29 protein-coding genes are annotated in these 20,278 nt (G+C 35.5%); 4 read left to right on the forward strand and 25 right to left on the reverse strand.

The window, feature by feature from the left end; translation table 11 throughout:
* Positions 1-9 precede the first annotated feature (9 nt).
* The 24 genes from rplO to rpsL all read right to left on the reverse strand — a co-directional run bounded on the left by rplO (position 10) and on the right by rpsL (position 12,505).
* The gene (gene rplO, locus H599_RS0113570) at positions 10-462 is read right to left on the reverse strand and encodes a 50S ribosomal protein L15 (protein ID WP_026714633.1); all 453 of its coding nucleotides are present in this window, start codon (positions 460-462) and stop codon (positions 10-12) included.
* Positions 463-473: 11 nt separating this feature from the next.
* Complete coding sequence (gene rpmD, locus H599_RS0113575; protein ID WP_026707002.1) at positions 474-656, reverse strand: 50S ribosomal protein L30; 183 nt, start codon at positions 654-656, stop codon at positions 474-476.
* 12 nt (positions 657-668) lie between these two features.
* Positions 669-1,193: a 30S ribosomal protein S5 gene (rpsE, locus tag H599_RS0113580; protein WP_085949269.1), complete on the reverse strand. Its 525-nt coding sequence runs from the start codon at positions 1,191-1,193 to the stop codon at positions 669-671.
* A 3-nt stretch (positions 1,194-1,196) separates the two neighbouring features.
* Positions 1,197-1,547 (reverse strand): 50S ribosomal protein L18, encoded by a 351-nt coding sequence (gene rplR / locus H599_RS0113585; RefSeq protein ID WP_026714634.1) that lies wholly within the window; start codon positions 1,545-1,547, stop codon positions 1,197-1,199.
* Between the two features lie 11 nt (positions 1,548-1,558).
* The gene (rplF, locus tag H599_RS0113590) at positions 1,559-2,101 is read right to left on the reverse strand and encodes a 50S ribosomal protein L6 (protein WP_026714635.1); all 543 of its coding nucleotides are present in this window, start codon (positions 2,099-2,101) and stop codon (positions 1,559-1,561) included.
* Between the two features lie 19 nt (positions 2,102-2,120).
* The gene (rpsH, locus tag H599_RS0113595; protein WP_026714636.1) at positions 2,121-2,519 is read right to left on the reverse strand and encodes a 30S ribosomal protein S8; all 399 of its coding nucleotides are present in this window, start codon (positions 2,517-2,519) and stop codon (positions 2,121-2,123) included.
* Between the two features lie 73 nt (positions 2,520-2,592).
* A complete protein-coding gene (gene rpsN, locus H599_RS0113600) occupies positions 2,593-2,862 on the reverse strand; it encodes a 30S ribosomal protein S14 (protein ID WP_026714637.1) in 270 nt (89 codons plus the stop codon).
* A gap of 3 nt (positions 2,863-2,865) precedes the next feature.
* Positions 2,866-3,417 carry a 50S ribosomal protein L5 gene (rplE, locus tag H599_RS0113605; RefSeq protein ID WP_026714638.1) on the reverse strand — a complete coding sequence of 184 codons (552 nt, stop codon included), beginning with the start codon at positions 3,415-3,417 and terminating at the stop codon, positions 2,866-2,868.
* A 2-nt stretch (positions 3,418-3,419) separates the two neighbouring features.
* Positions 3,420-3,734 (reverse strand): 50S ribosomal protein L24, encoded by a 315-nt coding sequence (rplX, locus tag H599_RS0113610; protein ID WP_026714639.1) that lies wholly within the window; start codon positions 3,732-3,734, stop codon positions 3,420-3,422.
* 11 nt (positions 3,735-3,745) lie between these two features.
* Positions 3,746-4,114 (reverse strand): 50S ribosomal protein L14, encoded by a 369-nt coding sequence (gene rplN, locus H599_RS0113615; RefSeq protein WP_026714640.1) that lies wholly within the window; start codon positions 4,112-4,114, stop codon positions 3,746-3,748.
* Between the two features lie 2 nt (positions 4,115-4,116).
* Entirely contained in the window at positions 4,117-4,374 is a 258-nt protein-coding gene (gene rpsQ / locus H599_RS0113620) for a 30S ribosomal protein S17 (RefSeq protein WP_026714641.1), read from the reverse strand.
* A 17-nt stretch (positions 4,375-4,391) separates the two neighbouring features.
* Positions 4,392-4,583: a 50S ribosomal protein L29 gene (rpmC, locus tag H599_RS0113625; protein WP_026714642.1), complete on the reverse strand. Its 192-nt coding sequence runs from the start codon at positions 4,581-4,583 to the stop codon at positions 4,392-4,394.
* A gap of 12 nt (positions 4,584-4,595) precedes the next feature.
* Positions 4,596-5,021, reverse strand: a complete 426-nt coding sequence (rplP, locus tag H599_RS0113630; RefSeq protein ID WP_026714643.1) for a 50S ribosomal protein L16 — start codon at positions 5,019-5,021, stop codon at positions 4,596-4,598.
* An 18-nt stretch (positions 5,022-5,039) separates the two neighbouring features.
* Entirely contained in the window at positions 5,040-5,789 is a 750-nt protein-coding gene (gene rpsC, locus H599_RS0113635; protein ID WP_026714644.1) for a 30S ribosomal protein S3, read from the reverse strand.
* Between the two features lie 7 nt (positions 5,790-5,796).
* Positions 5,797-6,207: a 50S ribosomal protein L22 gene (rplV, locus tag H599_RS0113640; RefSeq protein ID WP_026714645.1), complete on the reverse strand. Its 411-nt coding sequence runs from the start codon at positions 6,205-6,207 to the stop codon at positions 5,797-5,799.
* An 8-nt stretch (positions 6,208-6,215) separates the two neighbouring features.
* Positions 6,216-6,494, reverse strand: coding sequence for a 30S ribosomal protein S19 (gene rpsS, locus H599_RS0113645; RefSeq protein ID WP_024981511.1), 279 nt, complete (start codon positions 6,492-6,494; stop codon positions 6,216-6,218).
* Between the two features lie 7 nt (positions 6,495-6,501).
* Positions 6,502-7,326 carry a 50S ribosomal protein L2 gene (rplB, locus tag H599_RS0113650; protein ID WP_026714646.1) on the reverse strand — a complete coding sequence of 275 codons (825 nt, stop codon included), beginning with the start codon at positions 7,324-7,326 and terminating at the stop codon, positions 6,502-6,504.
* A gap of 20 nt (positions 7,327-7,346) precedes the next feature.
* Positions 7,347-7,637 carry a 50S ribosomal protein L23 gene (gene rplW / locus H599_RS0113655; RefSeq protein WP_026714647.1) on the reverse strand — a complete coding sequence of 97 codons (291 nt, stop codon included), beginning with the start codon at positions 7,635-7,637 and terminating at the stop codon, positions 7,347-7,349.
* A 6-nt stretch (positions 7,638-7,643) separates the two neighbouring features.
* Positions 7,644-8,273: a 50S ribosomal protein L4 gene (gene rplD, locus H599_RS0113660; RefSeq protein WP_026714648.1), complete on the reverse strand. Its 630-nt coding sequence runs from the start codon at positions 8,271-8,273 to the stop codon at positions 7,644-7,646.
* A complete protein-coding gene (gene rplC / locus H599_RS0113665) occupies positions 8,273-8,890 on the reverse strand; it encodes a 50S ribosomal protein L3 (protein ID WP_026714649.1) in 618 nt (205 codons plus the stop codon). The genes rplD and rplC overlap by 1 nt, the downstream gene beginning before the upstream one ends.
* Positions 8,891-9,045: 155 nt before the next feature.
* On the reverse strand, positions 9,046-9,351 hold the full coding sequence (rpsJ, locus tag H599_RS0113670) for a 30S ribosomal protein S10 (protein WP_007803605.1): 306 nt from the start codon (positions 9,349-9,351) through the stop codon (positions 9,046-9,048).
* 11 nt (positions 9,352-9,362) lie between these two features.
* Positions 9,363-11,519: an elongation factor G gene (gene fusA / locus H599_RS0113675; RefSeq protein ID WP_026714650.1), complete on the reverse strand. Its 2,157-nt coding sequence runs from the start codon at positions 11,517-11,519 to the stop codon at positions 9,363-9,365.
* A gap of 10 nt (positions 11,520-11,529) precedes the next feature.
* Entirely contained in the window at positions 11,530-12,006 is a 477-nt protein-coding gene (rpsG, locus tag H599_RS0113680; protein WP_026714651.1) for a 30S ribosomal protein S7, read from the reverse strand.
* 115 nt (positions 12,007-12,121) lie between these two features.
* Positions 12,122-12,505: a 30S ribosomal protein S12 gene (rpsL, locus tag H599_RS0113685; protein ID WP_007136570.1), complete on the reverse strand. Its 384-nt coding sequence runs from the start codon at positions 12,503-12,505 to the stop codon at positions 12,122-12,124.
* Between the two features lie 257 nt (positions 12,506-12,762).
* Here rpsL and H599_RS0113690 point away from each other — a divergent pair, with 257 nt between their 5' ends.
* The 4 genes from H599_RS0113690 (at position 12,763) to rlmB (ending at position 19,330) form a co-directional block, all read left to right on the forward strand.
* Positions 12,763-15,915 carry a SusC/RagA family TonB-linked outer membrane protein gene (locus tag H599_RS0113690; protein ID WP_026714652.1) on the forward strand — a complete coding sequence of 1,051 codons (3,153 nt, stop codon included), beginning with the start codon at positions 12,763-12,765 and terminating at the stop codon, positions 15,913-15,915.
* Between the two features lie 4 nt (positions 15,916-15,919).
* Positions 15,920-17,632 (forward strand): SusD/RagB family nutrient-binding outer membrane lipoprotein, encoded by a 1,713-nt coding sequence (locus tag H599_RS0113695; protein ID WP_026714653.1) that lies wholly within the window; start codon positions 15,920-15,922, stop codon positions 17,630-17,632.
* Positions 17,633-17,643: 11 nt separating this feature from the next.
* The gene (locus H599_RS0113700; protein ID WP_026714654.1) at positions 17,644-18,531 is read left to right on the forward strand and encodes a hypothetical protein; all 888 of its coding nucleotides are present in this window, start codon (positions 17,644-17,646) and stop codon (positions 18,529-18,531) included.
* 64 nt (positions 18,532-18,595) lie between these two features.
* Complete coding sequence (rlmB, locus tag H599_RS0113705; protein ID WP_026714655.1) at positions 18,596-19,330, forward strand: 23S rRNA (guanosine(2251)-2'-O)-methyltransferase RlmB; 735 nt, start codon at positions 18,596-18,598, stop codon at positions 19,328-19,330.
* 67 nt (positions 19,331-19,397) lie between these two features.
* Here rlmB and H599_RS0113710 read toward each other — a convergent pair whose 3' ends face one another.
* Positions 19,398-20,186: a rhomboid family intramembrane serine protease gene (locus tag H599_RS0113710; protein WP_026714656.1), complete on the reverse strand. Its 789-nt coding sequence runs from the start codon at positions 20,184-20,186 to the stop codon at positions 19,398-19,400.
* Positions 20,187-20,278 lie beyond the last annotated feature (92 nt).

Here is a 20,278-nt window from a genome sequence, read left to right on the forward strand (position 1 = left end):
ATTGAAAAATTATAGTGTTACAGCTTCTCCACCAGCAGCCTCAATAGCAGCTTTTGCAGTAGCAGTAAATTTGTGAGCAGATACTTTTAATTTAGCTTTCAATTCTCCTCTTCCTAAAATCTTTACAATCTCATTTTTAGTAGCCAAACGGTTTTCAACATAAACTGCCATATCAACAGTATCGGTAACGATTCCGTTATCTACTAATAATTGCAGCGTATCAAGATTTACACCTTCGTATTCTTTACGATTGATGTTTTTAAAACCAAACTTAGGAACACGTCTTTGAAGTGGCATTTGACCTCCTTCAAAACCAATTTTTTTAGAATATCCAGAACGTGATTTAGCTCCTTTGTGTCCACGTGCAGCGGTACCACCTTTTCCAGAACCTTCTCCTCTACCTACTCTTTTATTTTGATTGTGTGTTGACCCTTCAGCTGGTTGTAAGTTACTTAAATTCATAACAGTATTTGTTATTTAGCTTCTTCAACAGAAACTAAGTGTTTAACTTTGTTTATCATCCCAAGGATTGCAGGGTTTGAGTCATGTTCTACAACCTGACCCATTTTACGTAGACCTAAAGCCTCTAATCCTCTTTTTTGATCAAGTGGACAGTTGATTTTACTTCTAACTTGTTTTACTAATAATTTAGCCATAATTTCCTTGAATTAACCTTTAAAAACTTTCTCTAAAGAAACACCTCTTTGTTTTGCAACTGTGTGCGCACTTCTCATTTGTAATAAAGCATCAAAAGTTGCTTTTACTACATTATGAGGATTTGATGATCCCTGAGATTTAGACAATACATCGTGAATACCTACTGACTCAAGAACTGAACGAACAGCTCCACCAGCAATAACTCCTGTACCGTGAGATGCAGGAATTAAGAATACACGTGCACCACCAAATTTACCTTTTTGTTCGTGAGGAACCGATTGACCATTCAAAGGAATTCTAACTAAGTTTTTCTTAGCATCTTCTACCGCTTTAGCGATTGCTTCAGAAACGTCTTTAGATTTTCCTAATCCGTGTCCAACAACTCCGTTTTCATCACCTACAACTACAATAGCAGAAAAACCAAAAGCTCTACCTCCTTTTGTAACTTTAGTAACACGATTAACACTTACCAGACGATCTTTTAATTCAAGACCACTTGGTTTTACTAATTCTACATTTTTGTATTTAGACATAATATATTAGAATTTAAGTCCAGCGGCTCTTGCGCCATCTGCTAATGATTTTATACGACCGTGGTATAAGTATCCTCCTCTATCGAATTTTACTGTTTCTACCCCAGCTTTTAACGCTTTCTCTGCAACAAGTTTTCCAACTGCAGCTGCAACTTCAACGTTTGTACCTTTACCTATTTCTTTTTCTCTTGAAGAGGCAGATAATAAAGTAACTCCGTTTACATCATCAATAATTTGAGCATAAATTTCTTTGTTACTTCTAAATACAGATAATCTTGGAGCAGTAGCAGTACCGCTAACTGTTTTTCTGATTCTGTATTTGATTCGCTGTCTTCTTTCCGATTTTGTTAATGACATAATCTTATTTTTTAAGCTGATTTACCTGCTTTTCTTCTTAATACTTCACCTACAAATTTAACACCTTTTCCTTTGTATGGTTCTGGTCTACGGAAACCTCTGATTTTCGCAGCAACAGCTCCTAAAAGTTGTTTGTCATAAGATGTTAATTTTACAATTGGGTTCTTACCTTTTTCAGATATAGTTTCTACAGTTACTTCCGGAGCAACTTCTAAAACAATATTGTGAGAAAATCCAAGAGCTAAATCTAATTTTTGTCCTTGGTTAGAAGCTCTGTAACCTACCCCTACCAATTCTAAAGATTTAGTGAATCCATCAGTTACACCAACAATCATATTATTGATTAAAGATCTGTACAAACCGTGTTTTGCTCTTTGATCTTTATGATCAGATGATCTTTCTACTAAAACCTGATCACCTTCAACTTTTACAGTTACATCCGAAAACTCCTGTGTTAGTTGACCATTTTTTCCTTTTACTGTAATAATACCGTCTTTAACTTCTACAGTTACTCCGGCAGGGATTACAATTGGACTTTTTCCTATTCTTGACATCTTAATAAGTCTTTTTAAATTAGTATACGTAGCAAATTACTTCACCACCTACATTTAATTGCTTAGCTTTCTTTCCAGTCATCAAACCTTTTGATGTAGAAACAATAGCAATACCTAATCCGTTAAGGATTCTAGGAATGTTTGCAGAACTTGAATATTTACGCAAACCTGGCTTACTAATTCTTTGGATATCTTTAATAACTGGCTCTTTGGTATCTTTATCGTACTTCAAAGCAATTTTGATAGAACCCTGAACAGTGTTCTCTTCAAATTTGTAACTTAAGATATAACCTTGATCAAATAAAATCTTAGTTATCTCTTTTTTTAGATTAGATGCCGGAATTTCAACAACTTTGTGGTTTGCAGCCACAGCGTTTCTAACTCGCGTTAAATAATCTGCAATAGGATCTGTATTCATATTTATTAATTTGCGGTTATGGTTTTCTCCAAGTCTCTCTCATCGAACCTTTAACCAATTAAAATTCAACTTGTTACCAGCTTGCTTTTTTAACTCCTGGTATCAATCCATTATTAGCCATTTCACGGAAAGTTACACGTGAAATACCGAATTGACGCATGTACCCTCTTGGTCTTCCTGTCAATTTACAACGATTGTGTAAACGAACTGGTGAAGCATTTTTTGGTAATTTCTGCAAACCTACGAAATCGCCAGCTTCTATCAAAGCTTTTCTTTTCTCAGCATACTTTTCTACCGTTTTTTGTCTCTTAACCTCGCGGGCTTTCATTGATTCTTTAGCCATGTCTTAATTCTTTTTAAAAGGTAAACCTAATTCAGCCAATAATGACTTTGCTTCTTTGTCTGTTTGAGCAGTAGTAACAAAAGTGATATCCATTCCTGAAATCTTGTTCACTTTGTCAATATCAATTTCCGGGAAAATGATTTGCTCTAAAACTCCAAGATTGTAGTTTCCTCTTCCATCAAAACCAGTAGCTTTGATACCGTTAAAATCTCTTACACGTGGTAAAGCTGAAGTAATCAATCTGTCTAAGAACTCATACATTCTTTCTCCACGCAAAGTAACTTTTGCTCCAATAGGCATTCCTTTTCTCAATTTGAAAGAAGCAACGTCTTTCTTAGAGATTGTAGAAACTGCTTTTTGTCCAGTGATCTTAGTTAATTCATCAACTGCATAGTCGATTAATTTTTTGTCAGATACAGCTGCACCAACTCCACGGCTCAAAACGATTTTTTCCAATTTAGGAACTTGCATTACGTTTTTATAACCGAATTCTTCTGTAAGAGCAGAGATTACTCTGTTCTTATATTCCTCTTTTAATCTAGGTATATACGCCATTACTATAGTACTTGATTAGATTTTTTTGAAAATCTTACTTTCTTATCTCCTTCAACTCTTACACCTACTCTTGTTGTTTCCTTAGTTTTAGGATCAATTAAAGAGATGTTAGAAATTTGGATAGGAGCTTCTTTCTTAACGATTCCTCCTTGAGGATTTTTTGCACTTGGTTTCGTGTGTTTAGAAACCAAGTTTACACCTTCTACAATCGCTTTGTTATTCTCACGGTTAACACTTAGAACTTTACCTTCAGCACCTTTATGGTCTCCAGCAATTACTCTTACGATGTCACCTGATTTTATTTTTAGCTTTATCATCTTATAACGAATTAAAGCACTTCTGGTGCTAATGATACAATTTTCATGAATTGTTTTTCACGAAGTTCTCTTGCTACCGGACCAAAAACACGAGTTCCTCTCATTTCTCCTGCTGCATTTAATAAAACACAAGCATTGTCATCGAAACGGATGTAAGAACCATCAGCTCTTCTCACTTCTTTTTTGGTACGTACAACAACTGCAGTTGAAACAGCTCCTTTTTTCACGTTTCCGTTTGGAGTTGAATCTTTAATAGATACTACAATCTTATCACCAACAGAGGCATATCTTCTTTTAGTACCTCCTAAAACACGGATAGTTAAAACTTCTTTAGCTCCAGTGTTATCTGCTACTTTTAGTCTTGATTCTTGTTGTACCATAATTATTTAGCTCTTTCTAGGATTTCAACTAATCTCCAACATTTTGATTTACTTAAAGGACGCGTTTCGCTAATTCTTACAGTATCTCCAATGTTACAGTCGTTTGTTTCGTCATGTGCAACAAATTTCTTTGTTTTCAATACGAATTTTCCGTATAATGGGTGTTTCACTCTCGTTACTTGAGAAACAACAATAGATTTATCCATTTTGTTTGAAGTAACAACCCCAATTCTTTCTTTTCTTAAATTTCTTTTTTCCATCTTTCGCAGATTACAAATTATTGCAACTCTCTTTTAGTAAGCTCTGTAGCTAATCTAGCAATCGATCTTCTCAATACTCTAATTTGTAATGGATTCTCAATTGGAGATATAGCATGAGCTAATTTTAGGTTAGCATAAGCTTTCTTAGCCTGGCTAAGATTCTCTTGCAACTGTGCTGCAGAAAGACCTTTTATTTCTGATTGTTTCATAATAATATAAAATTATGCTTCGAAATCTCTAGCAACAACGAATTTAGTTTTAACTGGTAGTTTTTGAGCTGCAAGACGTAACGCCTCTTTTGCTACTGATAATGGAACTCCACCAACTTCAAACATAATTCTTCCAGGTTTAACAACAGCAGCCCAGTATTCAACGGCTCCTTTTCCTTTACCCATACGTACCTCTAGAGGTTTCTTTGTGATTGGTTTATCTGGAAATATTTTAATCCATAATTGTCCCTCTCTCTTCATGTAACGAGTAGCTGCGATACGAGCCGCCTCGATTTGACGTGAAGTAAGAAACGCACCATCTTCGTGAACAGATTTAATACCAAACATTCCGTTTGAAAGTTCATGCCCTCTTTGAGCATTCCCTTTCATTCTACCTTTTTGTACCTTACGGTATTTTGTTCTTTTAGGCTGTAACATTTTTCTTTAATTTAAAAATTACTTTCTTTTACGAGCGTCTGATTTACCACCTTTTGAAAAGTTTGATTTTCCACGAGGAGCATCACCACCTTTACCACCAGATTGTTTTTTATCCATTCCAGCCAGAGGAGATAATTCTCTCTTTCCGTAAACCTCACCTTTCATGATCCACACCTTGATACCCATTCTACCATAAGTAGTATGTGCTTCAGCAAGCGCATAATCAATATCAGCTCTGAAAGTTGACAAAGGAATTCTTCCCTCTTTGAAACCTTCAGAACGTGCCATCTCAGCACCATTCAAACGACCAGAAATCAAAACTTTGATACCTTCAGCGTTCATACGCATAGAAGCAGCAATAGCCATTTTGATTGCACGTCTGTAAGAAATACGGCTTTCGATTTGACGAGCGATGCTTGTTGCAACTAAATAAGCATCTAACTCAGGTCTTTTAATTTCAAAGATGTTGATTTGAACTTCTTTATCAGTAATTTTCTTAAGCTCCTCTTTCAACTTGTCTACCTCTTGACCTCCTTTACCAATGATGATACCTGGACGAGCCGTAGTGATAGTAACGGTTACAAGTTTTAAAGTTCTCTCGATAATTACTTTAGATACACTAGCTTTTGATAAACGAGCATGAACATACTTTCTGATTTTGTGATCTTCGGCTAATTTATCACCGTAATCATTTCCACCATACCAGTTTGAGTCCCATCCTCTGATGATACCAAGTCTATTTCCAATTGGATTTGTCTTTTGTCCCATCTTGTTATTAATTTGCTTGTGTGTTATTAATAGCTCCTAACACGATTGTTACGTGATTAGAACGTTTTCTGATTCTGTGTGCACGACCTTGTGGAGCCGGACGAAGTCTTTTCAACATCATTCCACCATCTACTCTGATCTCTTTAACAAATAATCCAGCTTCTTCTAAACTAGCTTCACTATTTTTTTGCTCCCAGTTGTTGATTGCAGACAATAATAGTTTTTCTAATTTTCTTGACGCTTCTTTAGAGCTGAATTTCAAAATGTTAAGTGCTTTTTCTACCTTCTGACCTCTTACCAAGTCCGCTACTAAGCGCATTTTTCTAGGTGAAGTAGGGCAGTTATTCAATTTTGCGAAAGCAATAGACTTATTAGCCTCTTTTCTCGCATCTGCTGTTTCTCTTTTACGAACTCCCATTGCTTCTTTTATTTTTTACCTTTATTTTTTGCTCCAGCATGACCTCTAAAAGATCTAGTTGGTGAAAATTCTCCTAATTTATGTCCTACCATGTTTTCAGTTACGTAAACAGGTACAAATTGACGACCGTTATGAACTGCGATAGTTTGTCCAACAAAGTCAGGAGTAATCATAGAAGCTCTAGACCAAGTCTTTACTACTCCTTTATTTCCACCTGCGATGTTTTCTTCAACTTTCTTCTCTAATTTATAATGAACGAAAGGTCCTTTTTTTAATGAACGTGCCATATCTTAATTATTTCTTTCTACGTTCTACGATATACTTATTACTCGGATTTTTCGGAGAACGAGTTCTATAACCTTTAGCTGGTACTCCATTTCTTGAACGTGGATGTCCTCCAGAAGAACGACCTTCACCACCTCCCATTGGGTGATCAACAGGGTTCATCGCTACCGGTCTTGTTCTTGGTCTTCTACCTAACCATCTTGTTCTACCCGCTTTACCAGATACTACTAATTGATGATCAGAGTTAGATACTGCTCCAATTGTAGCTGAACAAGTCAACAAGATTAATCTTGTTTCTCCAGAAGGCATTTTAATTGTAGCATATTTTCCGTCTCTTGCCATTAATTGAGCAAATGTACCAGCTGAACGAGCAATAACAGCTCCCTGACCTGGACGTAACTCAATACAAGAGATTACAGTTCCTAAAGGAATTCTGCTCAACGGTAAAGTGTTACCAATTTCTGGTTGAGCTTCAGCACCAGAAACTAATTTCTGACCTACTTTCAATCCATTTTGAGCAATTACATATGTTTTCTCTCCATCAGCATAAGCTAATAAAGCAATAAAAGCAGTTCTGTTTGGATCGTACTCGATTGATTTCACTGTAGCTGGAATTCCATCTTTAGTTCTTTTGAAATCAATAATACGATATCTCTGCTTGTGACCACCACCCGTGTAACGCATGGTCATCTTTCCTTGACTATTTCTACCTCCAGAGTTTTTTATCGGCGCTATCAAAGAGCGTTCCGGCTTATCAGTTGTAATGGCGTCATAACCATTCACAACTCTAAATCGCTGACCTGCGGTAATAGGTTTTAATTTTCTTACTGACATTTTTATATCTTATTAATATCTTAGATATTGTTGTAAAAATCAATTGTTTCTCCTTCTTGTACTTGAACAATTGCTTTTTTATAAGCATTTGTCTTTCCACTGATTAAACCACTTTTAGTGTATTTTGTAGTTCTATCCGGTCTTACATTAATTGTGTTAACACTCACAACGTTTACTCCGTAAGCAGCCTCAACAGCTTTCTTAATTTCAACTTTGTTAGCTTTTTTGTCAACTACAAATCCAAAACGGTTTAAAACTTCACTTTCTTTGGTTATTTTTTCCGTTACTATAGGTTTAATTATGATACTCATATCCTATTATTTACTTAAATTTTCTTCAATTACTTCCAAAGAACTCTCTAAAAGCACTAAATTATTTGCATTCAAAATAGCATAAGTGCTTAATTCTGAGTTATTTACAACATTAGAAGCTTTTAAATTGCGTGACGACAAATATACATTTTTATTGGTATCACCCAACACAAATAATGATTTTTTATTTTCTAACTCTAAAGCCTTCAAAACGTTAATGAAATTTTTAGTGCTTGGAGTTTCAAAATTAAAGTCTTCAAGAACAATAATGTTCGATTCTTTTGCCTTGATAGAAAACGCAGACTTTCTAGCCAAACGCTTCAAGCTCTTATTCAATTTAAACGAATAACTTCTTGGTCTAGGCCCAAAAATAGTACCTCCACCTTTAAAAACAGGTGATTTAGCAGATCCCGCACGAGCAGTACCAGTACCTTTTTGTTTTTTAATCTTACGTGTACTTCCGGCAACTTCAGCTCTTTCTTTAGCTTTATGAGTTCCTTGTCTTTGATTAGCAAGATATTGCTTTACATCAAGATACACCGCGTGATTGTTAGGCTCAATTGCGAATACTGAATCAGAAAGTTGTACTTTTCTTCCAGTATCTTTTCCGTTGATATCTAATACTTTTACTTCCATTACTTCTGAATGATTACATAAGAGTCTTTATGTCCAGGAACACATCCTTTAACAACAAGTAGGTTTTTATCAGCCACTACTTTTAAAACTCTAAGGTTTTGAACTTTTACATTTTCTCCTCCTGTTCTTCCAGCCATACGCATTCCTTTGAACACTCTAGATGGATAAGAAGAAGCTCCTACAGAACCTGGCGCTCTCAAACGGTTATGTTGACCATGTGTAGCTTGTCCAACACCACCAAAACCGTGACGTTTAACAACACCTTGAAAACCTTTACCTTTAGACACACCTTGTACATCCACAAACTCTCCTTCTTCAAAAATAGAAACATCGATAAGATCTCCTAATTTTTGTTCAGTTGCAAATTCTTTGAATTCAACGACTTTTTTCTTAGCAACAGTTCCAGCTTTTTTAAAGTGACCTAAAGCCGCTTTTGTGGAATGTTTCTCGTTTTTGTCATCGAAACCAAGTTGCAACGCTTCATACCCGTCAACCTCGTTGGTTCTGACTTGGGTAACAACACATGGACCTGCCTCAATAACAGTACAAGGAATATTCTTCCCATTCTCATCAAAAAGACTAGTCATGCCGATTTTTCTACCAATTAACCCAGACATAAATATTAATTATTAATTATTAAATATAAAAACAGAACACATTCGTTTAAGTGAGCTGTTTTTAAAAGTGGTGCAAAAGTATAACTTATTTACACACAATCCAAAAAAACTTTTCACTTAAACAAAGTGCTCTAATTTACTCTTGAAAAAAAACCTTAAACTTTGATTTCTACTTCAACTCCACTAGGCAATTCTAATTTCATTAAAGCGTCGATAGTTTTAGATGAAGATGAATAAATATCAATTAATCTCTTATATGACATTACTTCAAATTGCTCTCTGGCTTTTTTATTTACGTGCGGAGAACGCAATACTGTAAATAATTTTTTGTGAGTTGGCAAAGGAATTGGCCCTGTTACCACTGCTCCGGTAGTCTTAACCGTTTTTACAATCTTTTCAGCAGACTTATCTACCAACATATGATCGTAAGATTTTAATTTTATTCTGATTTTTTGACTCATTTTCTTAAAGATTAAGCGTTTCCTTTTGCTTTTTTGATTACTTCTTCTGAAATATTAGAAGGTGTTTCTGCATAGTGAGAGAACTCCATAGTTGAAGTCGCTCTACCCGAAGATAATGTTCTTAATGTAGTTACATAACCAAACATTTCCGATAAAGGCACATCAGCTTTGATAGTTTTAGCACCATTTCTATCACCCATGTCATTAACCTGACCTCTACGACGGTTGATATCACCTACGATATCACCCATGTTTTCTTCAGGAGTAATAACTTCCATTTTCATGATTGGCTCAAGAATGATAGCACCAGCAGCTTTAGCAACTTCTTTATAACCCATTCTAGCAGCTAATTCGAAAGAAAGAGCATCAGAATCCACCGGGTGATAAGAACCATCCAATAAAGTTACTTTCAAACTATCTACTTGGTAACCAGCTAACGGACCAGTTTTCATAGCCTCTCTAAATCCTTTCTCAACAGCAGGGATGTATTCTTTAGGAACGTTACCACCTTTTACTTCGTTAACAAATTGTAATCCAACAAATGGTTTACCATCAACTTCATCAGCAGGTTCCACTCTAAATACGATATCACCGAATTTACCACGACCTCCAGATTGTTTCTTATAAACCTCCCTATGTTGAGCAGTTTTTGTAAACGCTTCTTTGTATTCTACCTGAGGCTCACCTTGATTTACCTCAACTTTAAATTCACGTTTCATACGATCCACCAAAATATCCAAGTGCAACTCTCCCATTCCTGAGATAATTGTTTGACCTGAAGCTTCATCAGTTCTTACTGTAAACGTTGGATCCTCCTCAGCTAATTTAGCCAAAGCCATACCCATTTTATCCACATCCGCTTTCGTTTTTGGTTCAATAGCGATACCAATTACCGGCGCAGGGAATTTCATAGACTCAAGAATAATTGGGTGTTTTTCATCACACAATGTATCTCCAGTTTTAATATCCTTAAATCCTACAGCTGCTCCAATATCCCCAGCCTCAATATATTCGATTGGATTTTGTTTATTAGCATGCATTTGGTAGATACGAGAAATACGCTCTTTATTACCTGAACGAGTGTTCAAAACATAAGAACCAGCCTCTAATCTTCCTGAATAAGCACGGAAGAAAGCCAAACGACCTACGAATGGATCAGTAGCAATCTTAAACGCTAAAGCAGCGAAGGGCTCTTTTACATCAGGACGACGTAAAATTTGCGTTTGATCTTCCTCTAATAAATCAGCATCATCAGGATGAATTCCACTAATACCTTCTTTATCCATTGGAGACGGCAAATATTTACAAACTGCATCTAACATAAATTGAACTCCTTTATTTTTAAAAGAAGAACCAGCAAGCATTGGAATGATCGCCATATCAATTGTAGCAGCCCTTAAAGCATTATTAATTTCCTCCTCCGTAATAGAGTTCTCATCTTCCATGTACTTATCTAAAAGATTTTCATCATAAGTAGCAATTTCTTCGATAAGAATAGAACGATAATGCTTCACATCATCCACCATATCAGCAGGAATATCAACAATATCAAAAGTAGCTCCCTGAGTTTCATCATGCCATACAATAGCCTGATTTTTAACTAAGTCAACAATACCTTTAAAATCAGCTTCATCACCAATAGGCAAAGTAATAGCAACCGCATTCGATTTCAACATATCTTTCACCTGTTGACAAACGCCTAAGAAGTTAGATCCCTGACGGTCCATTTTATTTACGAATCCCATACGAGGAACTCTGTACTGATCAGCAAGTCTCCAGTTAGTTTCTGATTGAGGCTCAACACCATCAACAGCAGAAAACAAGAAAACTAATCCATCCAATACACGTAAAGAACGGTTTACCTCAACAGTAAAATCAACGTGCCCAGGAGTATCAATAATATTAAAGTGGTATGGTTTTGAATCTGGCAACAATCTACCTTGCTCAGTTGGGAAATTCCACTCACAAGTTGTAGCAGCAGAAGTAATTGTAATACCTCTCTCTTGCTCTTGTGCCATCCAGTCCATTGTTGCAGCACCATCGTGCACCTCACCAATTTTATGTGATTTACCTGTATAAAAAAGAATACGCTCCGTTGTTGTTGTTTTACCAGCATCAATGTGAGCCGCAATTCCTATATTTCTTGTATATTTTAAGTCTCTAGCCATTTCCTATGAATTAAAATCTAAAGTGAGAGAAAGCTTTATTAGCTTCTGCCATTTTGTGAGTATCCATTCTTTTCTTAACAGCCGCTCCTTCTTCTTTAGCCGCAGCTAAACATTCTGAAGCCAATCTTTGAGCCATAGACTTTTCATTTCTTCTTCTGGCATAAAGGATTAACCATTTCATTGCCATAGAAATTTTTCTGTCCGGGCGAATTTGCATCGGAATTTGAAATGTAGCTCCACCTACTCTACGGCTACGCACTTCTACGTGAGGCATAACGTTAGTTAAAGCATCTTTCCAAATTTCTAACGAAGTTTTCTCGTCATTTTGCTTTTTAGTTTCAATGATATCAATAGCATCATAAAAAACTTTAAAAGCTGTAGATTTCTTACCATCCCACATTAAGTTATTCACAAAACGTGTTACCAGCTGGTCATTAAACCTTGGATCTGGTAAAAGAGGTCTTTTTTTAGCCTGTCTTTTTCTCATGTCTTTTTTTTAATAAAAAGTTACGGGTTATCTGTTAAATGCCAGTGTTACAGATTTCGACATTCATCTTCATCTCAACACCTAACTCCTAACCTCAAACTCTTAACGTTTTAAATTACTTTTTTGCTTCTTTTGGGCGTTTAGCACCATACTTAGATCTTCTTTGCGTTCTTCCGGCAACACCTGATGTATCAAGCGCACCACGAACGATGTGGTATCTAACTCCTGGTAAATCTTTCACCCTTCCACCCCTAACTAATACTATCGAGTGCTCTTGTAGATTGTGACCTTCTCCAGGAATGTAAGCATTCACCTCATTACCATTAGTCAAACGCACACGAGCAACTTTACGCATCGCTGAGTTTGGTTTTTTTGGTGTAGTAGTGTAAACACGCGTACAAACTCCTCTTCGTTGAGGGCAAGAATCTAAAGCAACCGATTTACTCTTCTTAGTTATCTGAGTTCTTCCTGTTCTTACTAATTGTTGAATTGTTGGCATAATTAATACTAAAAATTATTATGTAAATTATAAATCCCGCTTTTTACGGGGTTGCAAATGTATGAATTATTTTTTACCCTACAAATGTTAATTCATTAATTTTCAATTTAATATTTTCCACAATTTAAGCACACAAAAAACCAAAATAACCGATAATAACATTTTTTAATGTTTTTGTGAAAAAAACACGTTTTAAGATTAGGTTATTTAACAAGAATTTAAGATTTTTGCTATAAAGAACCCAAACCCTACAATCAATGAAACCAAAACTCAATGCATTTCTATCATTGCTACTCGCTTTGATATTCCAACTTTCTTACTCACAGGAAAGAAACGTAAGCGGAACTGTATTAGACAAGACAGGCTTTCCCTTACCTGGTGTCAGTGTTTTAGTAAAAGGCACTCAACTAGGCACCCAAACCGATTTAGACGGAAAATTCAATATCAAAGCTTCCGCATCCCAAACACTCGTCTTTAGCTATATTGGAATGAAGACTCAGGAAAAACAAGCCTCCTCTACGACAATTTCAATAACTCTTTTAGAAGATGCAGTAGAACTGGAAGGAGTAGTTGTTACCGCTTTCGGAATTAAGAGAAATCCTAAAAAACTGGGATACTCAACAAGTTCAGTGAAATCTGAAAATGTTACAGAAACATCAGAACCTGATTTAACCAGAGCACTTTCCGGAAAAGTTGCAGGTGTGAATGTTAACTTCTCAACAGGTGTTGCAGGAGCCGCTAATCAAATCACCATCAGAGGAACAAACTCTTTAACAGGCAACACCAATCCACTTATAATTGTTGACGGAATCGCTTACAGTAACAACCAGGTTACAAGTTCAAGTCAAGTTACAGGCGGTGGAGGTTACGAAAGCGCTCTTTCAACATTAGACCCAAACGACATTGCAGAAATAAATGTACTTAAGAGTACTGCTGCTGCTGCATTATACGGCTCCAGAGCAATGAATGGAGTAATTGTTATCACTACCAAATCTGGATCATCTAAATTCAAAAAAGCTGAAAAATTAAATGTTAATGTTGGTATTAGCTCCTACTTTGAAACAATAGCAAATTTACCTGAATACCAAAACACTTATGGAGCTGGAACCTTATTTGATTATGGTAACGTAAACGGTTCATGGGGAGCGCGTTTTGATTCCAGAGAAACAATCCCTACATGGCCCTCTTTACTGGAAGCATTTCCAGATAAATTCGGCCCTACTACACCTTATGTAGCCAAACCTAATAATGTAAAAGACTTATTCAGAACAGGACTTGTATTAGACAAAACAATAGGCTTCAATTACTCTGGCGAAGACGGAAACTTTAACGCCACTTTATCCAATATGGCTCAAGATGGTTACATACCTTATAATTCATATGATAGAACATCTATGTCTGCGGGAGGTAATTTCAAATTAACCGAAAAATTAACCATTGGATCTAACTTTAGCTATTCAAAAACCAAACAAATAGGCGGATTCTTCGGCGAAAATCAATATGATGGCGCCGCTTCATCATTTGCCAGAACTCTATTTTTAGCTCGAAACTGGGATTTTAATCTCCCATATGAAAACCCAACAACAGGCGGATCTGTTATTCCAAATGGAACAGGATATGACCACCCAATGTGGTCTTGGAAACACGACCAAATTATCACGCATACTGATAGAATTGTTGCAGGATTAAATTTAAACTACACGTTTAATAAAAATATTTCTGCATCTTACAGAGTTGGAATAAACAATTACAAACTTAATCGTGATGAAATACGTGACATTGCCTCAAGAGCAGACAATGGTTTAGGATCACTCAAAAAAGACTACTATATGAACCAAGATATAGAGTCAACTTTAATGATTAATTTCAATTATGATTTAACTGATAAAATTAACTTTTCAGCTATTTTAGGTAACAATTTGCTACAAAATGAATTCCAAAGAGAAACAAATGTTGGTAACGAATTTATATTACCAAATATTTTTAACTTCAGAAATGTTAAAACCATAAAAAACCTTACCGATGAATCTGCTCAAAAAAGAAATGCAGGTATTTTTGCAGATTTAACTTTATCGTATAATGATTATCTCTTCCTTAATACTACTGCAAGGAATGACTGGAGTTCTTCACTTCCAAAAAACAACAATTCCTACTTCTATCCTTCAGTAAGCGTCTCGGCAATACTTACCGAAGCTTTTGACATCAAAAGTGATGTATTAACTTTTGCCAAAATAAGAGGTAGTTTTGCAAGAGTAGGTCGAGATGTTGACGCAGAATTCTTAAGAATTTCATTCGAACAAGGCGATGCTTTTAACGGGCTTCCAACAATTGGAAACAGTACAACTTTAGGTGACCAAAACATTACCCCTGAATTTTCAAATGAATTTGAAATTGGTACCGATCTTGAATTTTTCAACAGAAGAATATTATTCGATTTAAGTTTATACCACAAAAAAACTACAGATTTATTAACTCCAGTAACCGTAGCTACATCTTCCGGTTATGAGGAAATAAACACCAATGCCGGAGATATTCTTAACAAAGGTATCGAGGTAGGTTTAACACTTATTCCAATTAAAACAGAAGATTTCAAATGGACATTTGGAACTTTATTTACAAAAAACAAAAACGAGGTAACCAAACTACGTGAGGGACTAGACCGAATTCAACTGGATCCAAACGAAGTTGCTTATGCTATCCCAGGACAACCCTTTGGAGTATTTTACGGAACTAAATTTGCTCGTGATGAACAGGGCAACTTCTTAATTAATGAAAGCGGAGGAGCAATTTGGGAGGACTCAAAATTAGGTATTATTGGCGATCCAAATGCTGATTTTAAAGTTACATTCAACAACTCCTTTTCTTACAAAGGATTCACATTAGCTTCTCAATTTGACTGGAAACAAGGAGGGGACATCAGTTCCATAACTATTCAAAGTTTACTTGGAAGAGGAGTAACAAAAGATACCGAAAACAGAGAAAGAACTTTTATCATCCCAGGTTATTATGCTGACAGCGACCTTAATCCAATATTAGACGATCAAGGCAATAAAATGCCAAACACCATACAATTAAGTATGAACGAACTATATTTCTCTCCTGCCGGAGGAAATACATTTGCAATCAACAGTGTGGATGAAGCATCAATCTACGATGGAACCGTATTTAGATTAAGAGAATTAAGTTTAACATACGATATTCCAAGCAACATCTTAAAGAAAACAGCATTTGGAAAAATGAGTTTTAGCGTCATTGGAAACAACTTATGGTATTTCGCTCCAAACGTTCCTAAATACACCAATTTTGACCCTGAAGCAACAAGTTATGGTTCAAGTAAATTACAAGGAATAGAAACTTCCGCTGCCCCAACAGCTAAAAGACTAGGATTTAAAATAAACTTAACATTTTAATCAGATGAAACTCATAAACAAAATAAAATCAAGTAAAACGATAGTAGTTTTATTAATAGTTTCTACCATTTTTACTGGTTGCGAAAACTATTTAGATGTTGACACCGACAAAGATTACCCAAAAGTAGCTCCTTTAAACTTTTTATTAACTAGTACCCAGGTTAGTATTTCTTCAATTGGTGCTTATGATAATAATATGGGAAGAATTTTATCGACATATACTCATCAATTTTCTTCAAGAGAAGATGAAGATCAATATGGTGTTAAAGTAGATGATATTCAATTACAAAATGACTGGGATGCAAGTTATTTAGCATTGACAGATATCGAAACAATGATATCTCAAGGCACAGATTCCGAAGACTTAATCTATGTAGGGATTGCCCAATTAGAGAAAGCTTATGTAATGGCAAATGCAGTTGATTTATGGGGAGATGTCCCATATTCTGAGGCTACTAAATTAACCACCGGAATCATTTCGGCTAAATTTGATGATCAAAAAGAAATCTACGCCGCAATATTTGAGCTTATTGAAACCGCTAAAACCAATATTAAAACAGGCAAAGGAATGAAACCCGCAACTGACGATTTAATTTATGGAGGTGATACAGAAAAATGGATTCGTTTTGCCAATACTTTCAAATTGAAACTATATAATCAAACACGTTTAACATCAGATTTCGATACTGCTGGCTTCAATGCTTTAATTGCGGAAAACAATTTCTTTGAATCAATTGACGATGATTTCCAATACAATCATTTCAACGCTATTTCCCCTTCATACGAAAGAAACACTTTATTCAAAGAATCTTATGAAAGTACTCAATTTGGCACCTATCAAAGTCCATGGTTTTATGAAATCCTAAAAGGGGTAAATCCTAGTATTCACACTGGAAACCCTGACCCTAGAATGAATTACTATTTTTACAATCAATTAAAACCAGGAGACTTCCCTCCTGACCAGGGTGACACAGAAACTGGAGATCCAAATGCTGATTATTGGGATGCTTCGACAGGATTTTTCAGTATTCGATTTGGAAGTACAGGTCCTGACAGAGACAAAAGTGCGGAGAACTCATACACCTATCCTGGAATTTTTCCTGCCGGTGGAAGATACAATGATGGACAAGGTGGATCTGTAGCCACTTTTAAAGAATCATTCTCTGGAAAAGGAATTGCTCCACACAGAATTCTAACATATGATGAATATCTGTACATTAAAGCTGAATTAATTCAAACGGGAAAACTAACAACAGGAAATGCAGCAAATATATTAAAAGATGCTATTATGGCCAGTTTTGCTAAAGTTGACCAAGTTGTAAAAAATAGTGGCACTACTCAAACTATACCTGTATTAACTGGTTCAACAGAAGTATCCGCTTTTATTGACAACATAATCTCCGAATTCAATGCAGCAAATACCGATAAAAAACTTGAAATTATCATGACACAAAAATGGGTTGGAACATTTGGAGATCCTGCAGATCAATATACCGATTACAGAAGAACTGGATACCCTGTTTTAGCTAATCCAAAGAGTACAAGTCCAGAATATCAACTTAATAACAATGACGGTTTTTCTCTGGATGATTCGCAAACTGTTTTGAATAATAATTTCCAACTATCTTTTTACTGGCCTCAAAATGAATTAAGCAACAACGCTAAAGCGCCAGCGCAGAAAAACCCTACTACCTACAAAATCTTTTGGGCAAACTAAATAAAAATATTATGAAAAAAATAAAATCACTTATTATACCTCTATTATTGATTACTTCAATAATAGTTTCATGTGAAGATGATGGCGGGAAATCTAAAATTGACTTCACTACCGGTGCCACTCCAAATGTCACAAAGATTTCCACCTCAGACCAGTCAATTAACCTTGTTGCTCTAAAAAACGGGGAGAATATTGATTTAGGTTTTACTGTTGAAATTTCTAATGGTGATGTTATATCGGCAGATGTCGTAGGTTTCTATTTCACTAGTGAAGGAGTTGAAAAAACCGTATTTCAGTCAAATGTTTCAGATTTTCCTTATACTATGCATTTAGATCAAAATAACTTGTATGATGCTTTCTCTATTGACAATGGAGACGATGTACAAATTACCGATAAATTAATAATTACTACCGATCTTACATTAAAAGACGGCAGAATTATTAAATTGTATTCTGACACAGGTGTTAAAAATTATGGTGCAGATATATCAAACCAGTCTCATTATGCTGCCGCTCAAACCTATATCATTTCCTGTCCTTTAGAAGATGCCTCATTATTTAACGGTAACTTTGAAGTAGTTGTAGATGATTGGGCAGATTATGGAGCAGGTGAAATTATTCCTGTCGTTTATGACAGTAATTTCGGAACCTTAAAATTTAAAATTTTAAACACAAACAACCCATATATATCTAATACTGATTCATACTTTATAGTTACTGTTGATCCAACAGACAGCTCTGTAAGTGTAGTTTCAAATGAAGCATTAGACTACACTGGATTCGATATAATAGATGTTACAGGTACAGGAGCAGTTGGATCATGTACTGGAGACATAGTGATAACATTAACTTTTGGACCTTATGGCTCTTATAATTTAGAATTAAAAAAAGTTAATTAATATTAACAAATAATCCTAAAATCCATCCTACAAAACAGGATGGTTTTTTTTATATATTTGCGCCATGGAAAAAGAACAGCAAATATTCGGGATTAGAGCCATCATTGAAGCAATTCAATCTGGAGCAAGTATTGACAAAGTGTACATTCAAAAAGAAGCCACTGGCGAATTGATGAAAGATTTGATGAAAGCAATGAAAAGAGCTAATGTCAATTTTTCTTACGTGCCTGTTGAAAAACTAAACAAACTTACTCCAAACAACCATCAGGGGGCTGTGGCGACCATCTCTCCTATTTCGTTTTTCGATTTAGAAACTTTGATAGAAACTATCCTTGAAAACGGCAAAAAACCGTTGTTTTTAATTTTAGATCAAATTTCAGATGCACGAAATTTTGGTGCTATTATCCGTACTGCTGAATGCACGGGAGTTAACGGAATTATCATCCAAAAATCAGGTGCGGCACCTGTAAATGGAGATACCGTTAAAACATCAGCCGGGGCTGTTTTCAACATTCCAATTTGCAAAGTAGAACATATCAAAGACGCGATCTTTCTTTTACAAGCGCACGGAATTAAAACCGTTGCAGCCACCGAAAAGACTGAAGACACACTTTACAATATCGATTTCAAAGAAGCTGTTGCCATCATTATGGGATCAGAGGACAAAGGAGTTAATCCATCAGTATTAAAGATTGTTGACGAAAAAGCCAAGCTTCCAATGTTTGGTTCTATTGGTTCGCTGAATGTATCTGTAGCTTGCGGTGCTTTTTTATATGAAGCAGTAAGACAAAGAAGCTAAGCCATTTTAGATTGCAGTCCCAAGCTATCGGGATAGACTTTTGATTTAAGAATAAACAAAAAACGAATTAAGGCTCCGGTTTTGATTCGTTTTTTTCATTTGCAACAACCTCATAATTCACCTCCTGGCTTGAAATGTAGTAGTTCGAAAAACCATTAAATTCATCTTCTTCTTCAATTTTAGGAGGATTTACAAAATTTCCTTTCTCATCAAAACGCTGCATAAATTTATCATTCACCGGATTATAATCAGGCATTTCCCAATCGTATTTAGGTACTTTTTTAAATTCCGGAGTTTGATAATAGAGCGCCAAAAACAACCCGGTAATTAATCCGGCTAAATGCCCTTCCCAGGAAATTTTATCATCTCCCGAAGTCTCGGGATTGGGAAAAACATACCAAATCATTCCTCCGTACATCATAATTACCGTAAGTGACAACGCTACTAAACGATAATATTTGGTAAAAATCCCTTTGAAAAAAATGAAAGAAAACAACACATAAATCAATCCGCTGGCACCTATATGATAACTATCTCTCCCAATTATCCACGTAATTGTTCCCGAAAACAAAACGCCATAAACAATTACTTTTAATGATAATTTAGAATAAAAAAACTGTAAGGCAGCCAATAAAACCAAAAGCGGAATGGAATTATTATACAAATGATTCAAATCGGAATGAACAAACGGACTAAAAATAACTCCTTGTAAACCCGATAGCGTACGCGGAAGGATACCGTTTTCAATAAAATCAAAATCGAATCGAATTTGAATCCAATACACAAACCACAGGAACAACACAAAAAAAAGTGGAAGTCCTATAACCGCATTCGTAAATTTGAAATTTTTATCCATGTTTATCTTTTTAAGAAAACCAAAGCAATTATAAAACCAATTACAATATAATGCTATTTTGTCATAAAGTTAAATTGCTAATTCGAATATTA

This window comes from Flavobacterium daejeonense DSM 17708 (assembly GCF_000425425.1).
Lineage (GTDB): Bacteria > Bacteroidota > Bacteroidia > Flavobacteriales > Flavobacteriaceae > Flavobacterium > Flavobacterium daejeonense.

Excerpts from the sequence above, each read along its gene's own strand:
- rplP (WP_026714643.1), bottom strand. The coding sequence starts at position 5,021 with ATGTTACAGCCTAAAAGAACAAAATACCGTAAGGTACAAAAAGGTAGA.
- rplX (WP_026714639.1), bottom strand. The coding sequence starts at position 3,734 with ATGATAAAGCTAAAAATAAAATCAGGTGACATCGTAAGAGTAATTGCT.
- rplC (WP_026714649.1), bottom strand. The coding sequence starts at position 8,890 with ATGTCTGGGTTAATTGGTAGAAAAATCGGCATGACTAGTCTTTTTGAT.
- rplD (WP_026714648.1), bottom strand. The coding sequence starts at position 8,273 with ATGGAAGTAAAAGTATTAGATATCAACGGAAAAGATACTGGAAGAAAA.
- rplV (WP_026714645.1), bottom strand. The coding sequence starts at position 6,207 with ATGGGAGTTCGTAAAAGAGAAACAGCAGATGCGAGAAAAGAGGCTAAT.
- H599_RS0113690 (WP_026714652.1), top strand. The coding sequence starts at position 12,763 with ATGAAACCAAAACTCAATGCATTTCTATCATTGCTACTCGCTTTGATA.
- H599_RS0113695 (WP_026714653.1), top strand. The coding sequence starts at position 15,920 with ATGAAACTCATAAACAAAATAAAATCAAGTAAAACGATAGTAGTTTTA.
- fusA (WP_026714650.1), bottom strand. The coding sequence starts at position 11,519 with ATGGCTAGAGACTTAAAATATACAAGAAATATAGGAATTGCGGCTCAC.
- rplE (WP_026714638.1), bottom strand. The coding sequence starts at position 3,417 with ATGGCGTATATACCTAGATTAAAAGAGGAATATAAGAACAGAGTAATC.
- rlmB (WP_026714655.1), top strand. The coding sequence starts at position 18,596 with ATGGAAAAAGAACAGCAAATATTCGGGATTAGAGCCATCATTGAAGCA.
- rplO (WP_026714633.1), bottom strand. The coding sequence starts at position 462 with ATGAATTTAAGTAACTTACAACCAGCTGAAGGGTCAACACACAATCAA.
- rpsH (WP_026714636.1), bottom strand. The coding sequence starts at position 2,519 with ATGAATACAGATCCTATTGCAGATTATTTAACGCGAGTTAGAAACGCT.
- H599_RS0113700 (WP_026714654.1), top strand. The coding sequence starts at position 17,644 with ATGAAAAAAATAAAATCACTTATTATACCTCTATTATTGATTACTTCA.
- rplR (WP_026714634.1), bottom strand. The coding sequence starts at position 1,547 with ATGTCATTAACAAAATCGGAAAGAAGACAGCGAATCAAATACAGAATC.
- rpmC (WP_026714642.1), bottom strand. The coding sequence starts at position 4,583 with ATGAAACAATCAGAAATAAAAGGTCTTTCTGCAGCACAGTTGCAAGAG.
- rpsS (WP_024981511.1), bottom strand. The coding sequence starts at position 6,494 with ATGGCACGTTCATTAAAAAAAGGACCTTTCGTTCATTATAAATTAGAG.
- rpsQ (WP_026714641.1), bottom strand. The coding sequence starts at position 4,374 with ATGGAAAAAAGAAATTTAAGAAAAGAAAGAATTGGGGTTGTTACTTCA.
- rpsG (WP_026714651.1), bottom strand. The coding sequence starts at position 12,006 with ATGAGAAAAAGACAGGCTAAAAAAAGACCTCTTTTACCAGATCCAAGG.
- rpmD (WP_026707002.1), bottom strand. The coding sequence starts at position 656 with ATGGCTAAATTATTAGTAAAACAAGTTAGAAGTAAAATCAACTGTCCA.
- rpsJ (WP_007803605.1), bottom strand. The coding sequence starts at position 9,351 with ATGAGTCAAAAAATCAGAATAAAATTAAAATCTTACGATCATATGTTG.
- rpsC (WP_026714644.1), bottom strand. The coding sequence starts at position 5,789 with ATGGGACAAAAGACAAATCCAATTGGAAATAGACTTGGTATCATCAGA.
- rpsL (WP_007136570.1), bottom strand. The coding sequence starts at position 12,505 with ATGCCAACAATTCAACAATTAGTAAGAACAGGAAGAACTCAGATAACT.
- rplF (WP_026714635.1), bottom strand. The coding sequence starts at position 2,101 with ATGTCAAGAATAGGAAAAAGTCCAATTGTAATCCCTGCCGGAGTAACT.
- H599_RS0113710 (WP_026714656.1), bottom strand. The coding sequence starts at position 20,186 with ATGGATAAAAATTTCAAATTTACGAATGCGGTTATAGGACTTCCACTT.
- rpsN (WP_026714637.1), bottom strand. The coding sequence starts at position 2,862 with ATGGCTAAAGAATCAATGAAAGCCCGCGAGGTTAAGAGACAAAAAACG.
- rplW (WP_026714647.1), bottom strand. The coding sequence starts at position 7,637 with ATGAGTATCATAATTAAACCTATAGTAACGGAAAAAATAACCAAAGAA.
- rplB (WP_026714646.1), bottom strand. The coding sequence starts at position 7,326 with ATGTCAGTAAGAAAATTAAAACCTATTACCGCAGGTCAGCGATTTAGA.
- rplN (WP_026714640.1), bottom strand. The coding sequence starts at position 4,114 with ATGGTACAACAAGAATCAAGACTAAAAGTAGCAGATAACACTGGAGCT.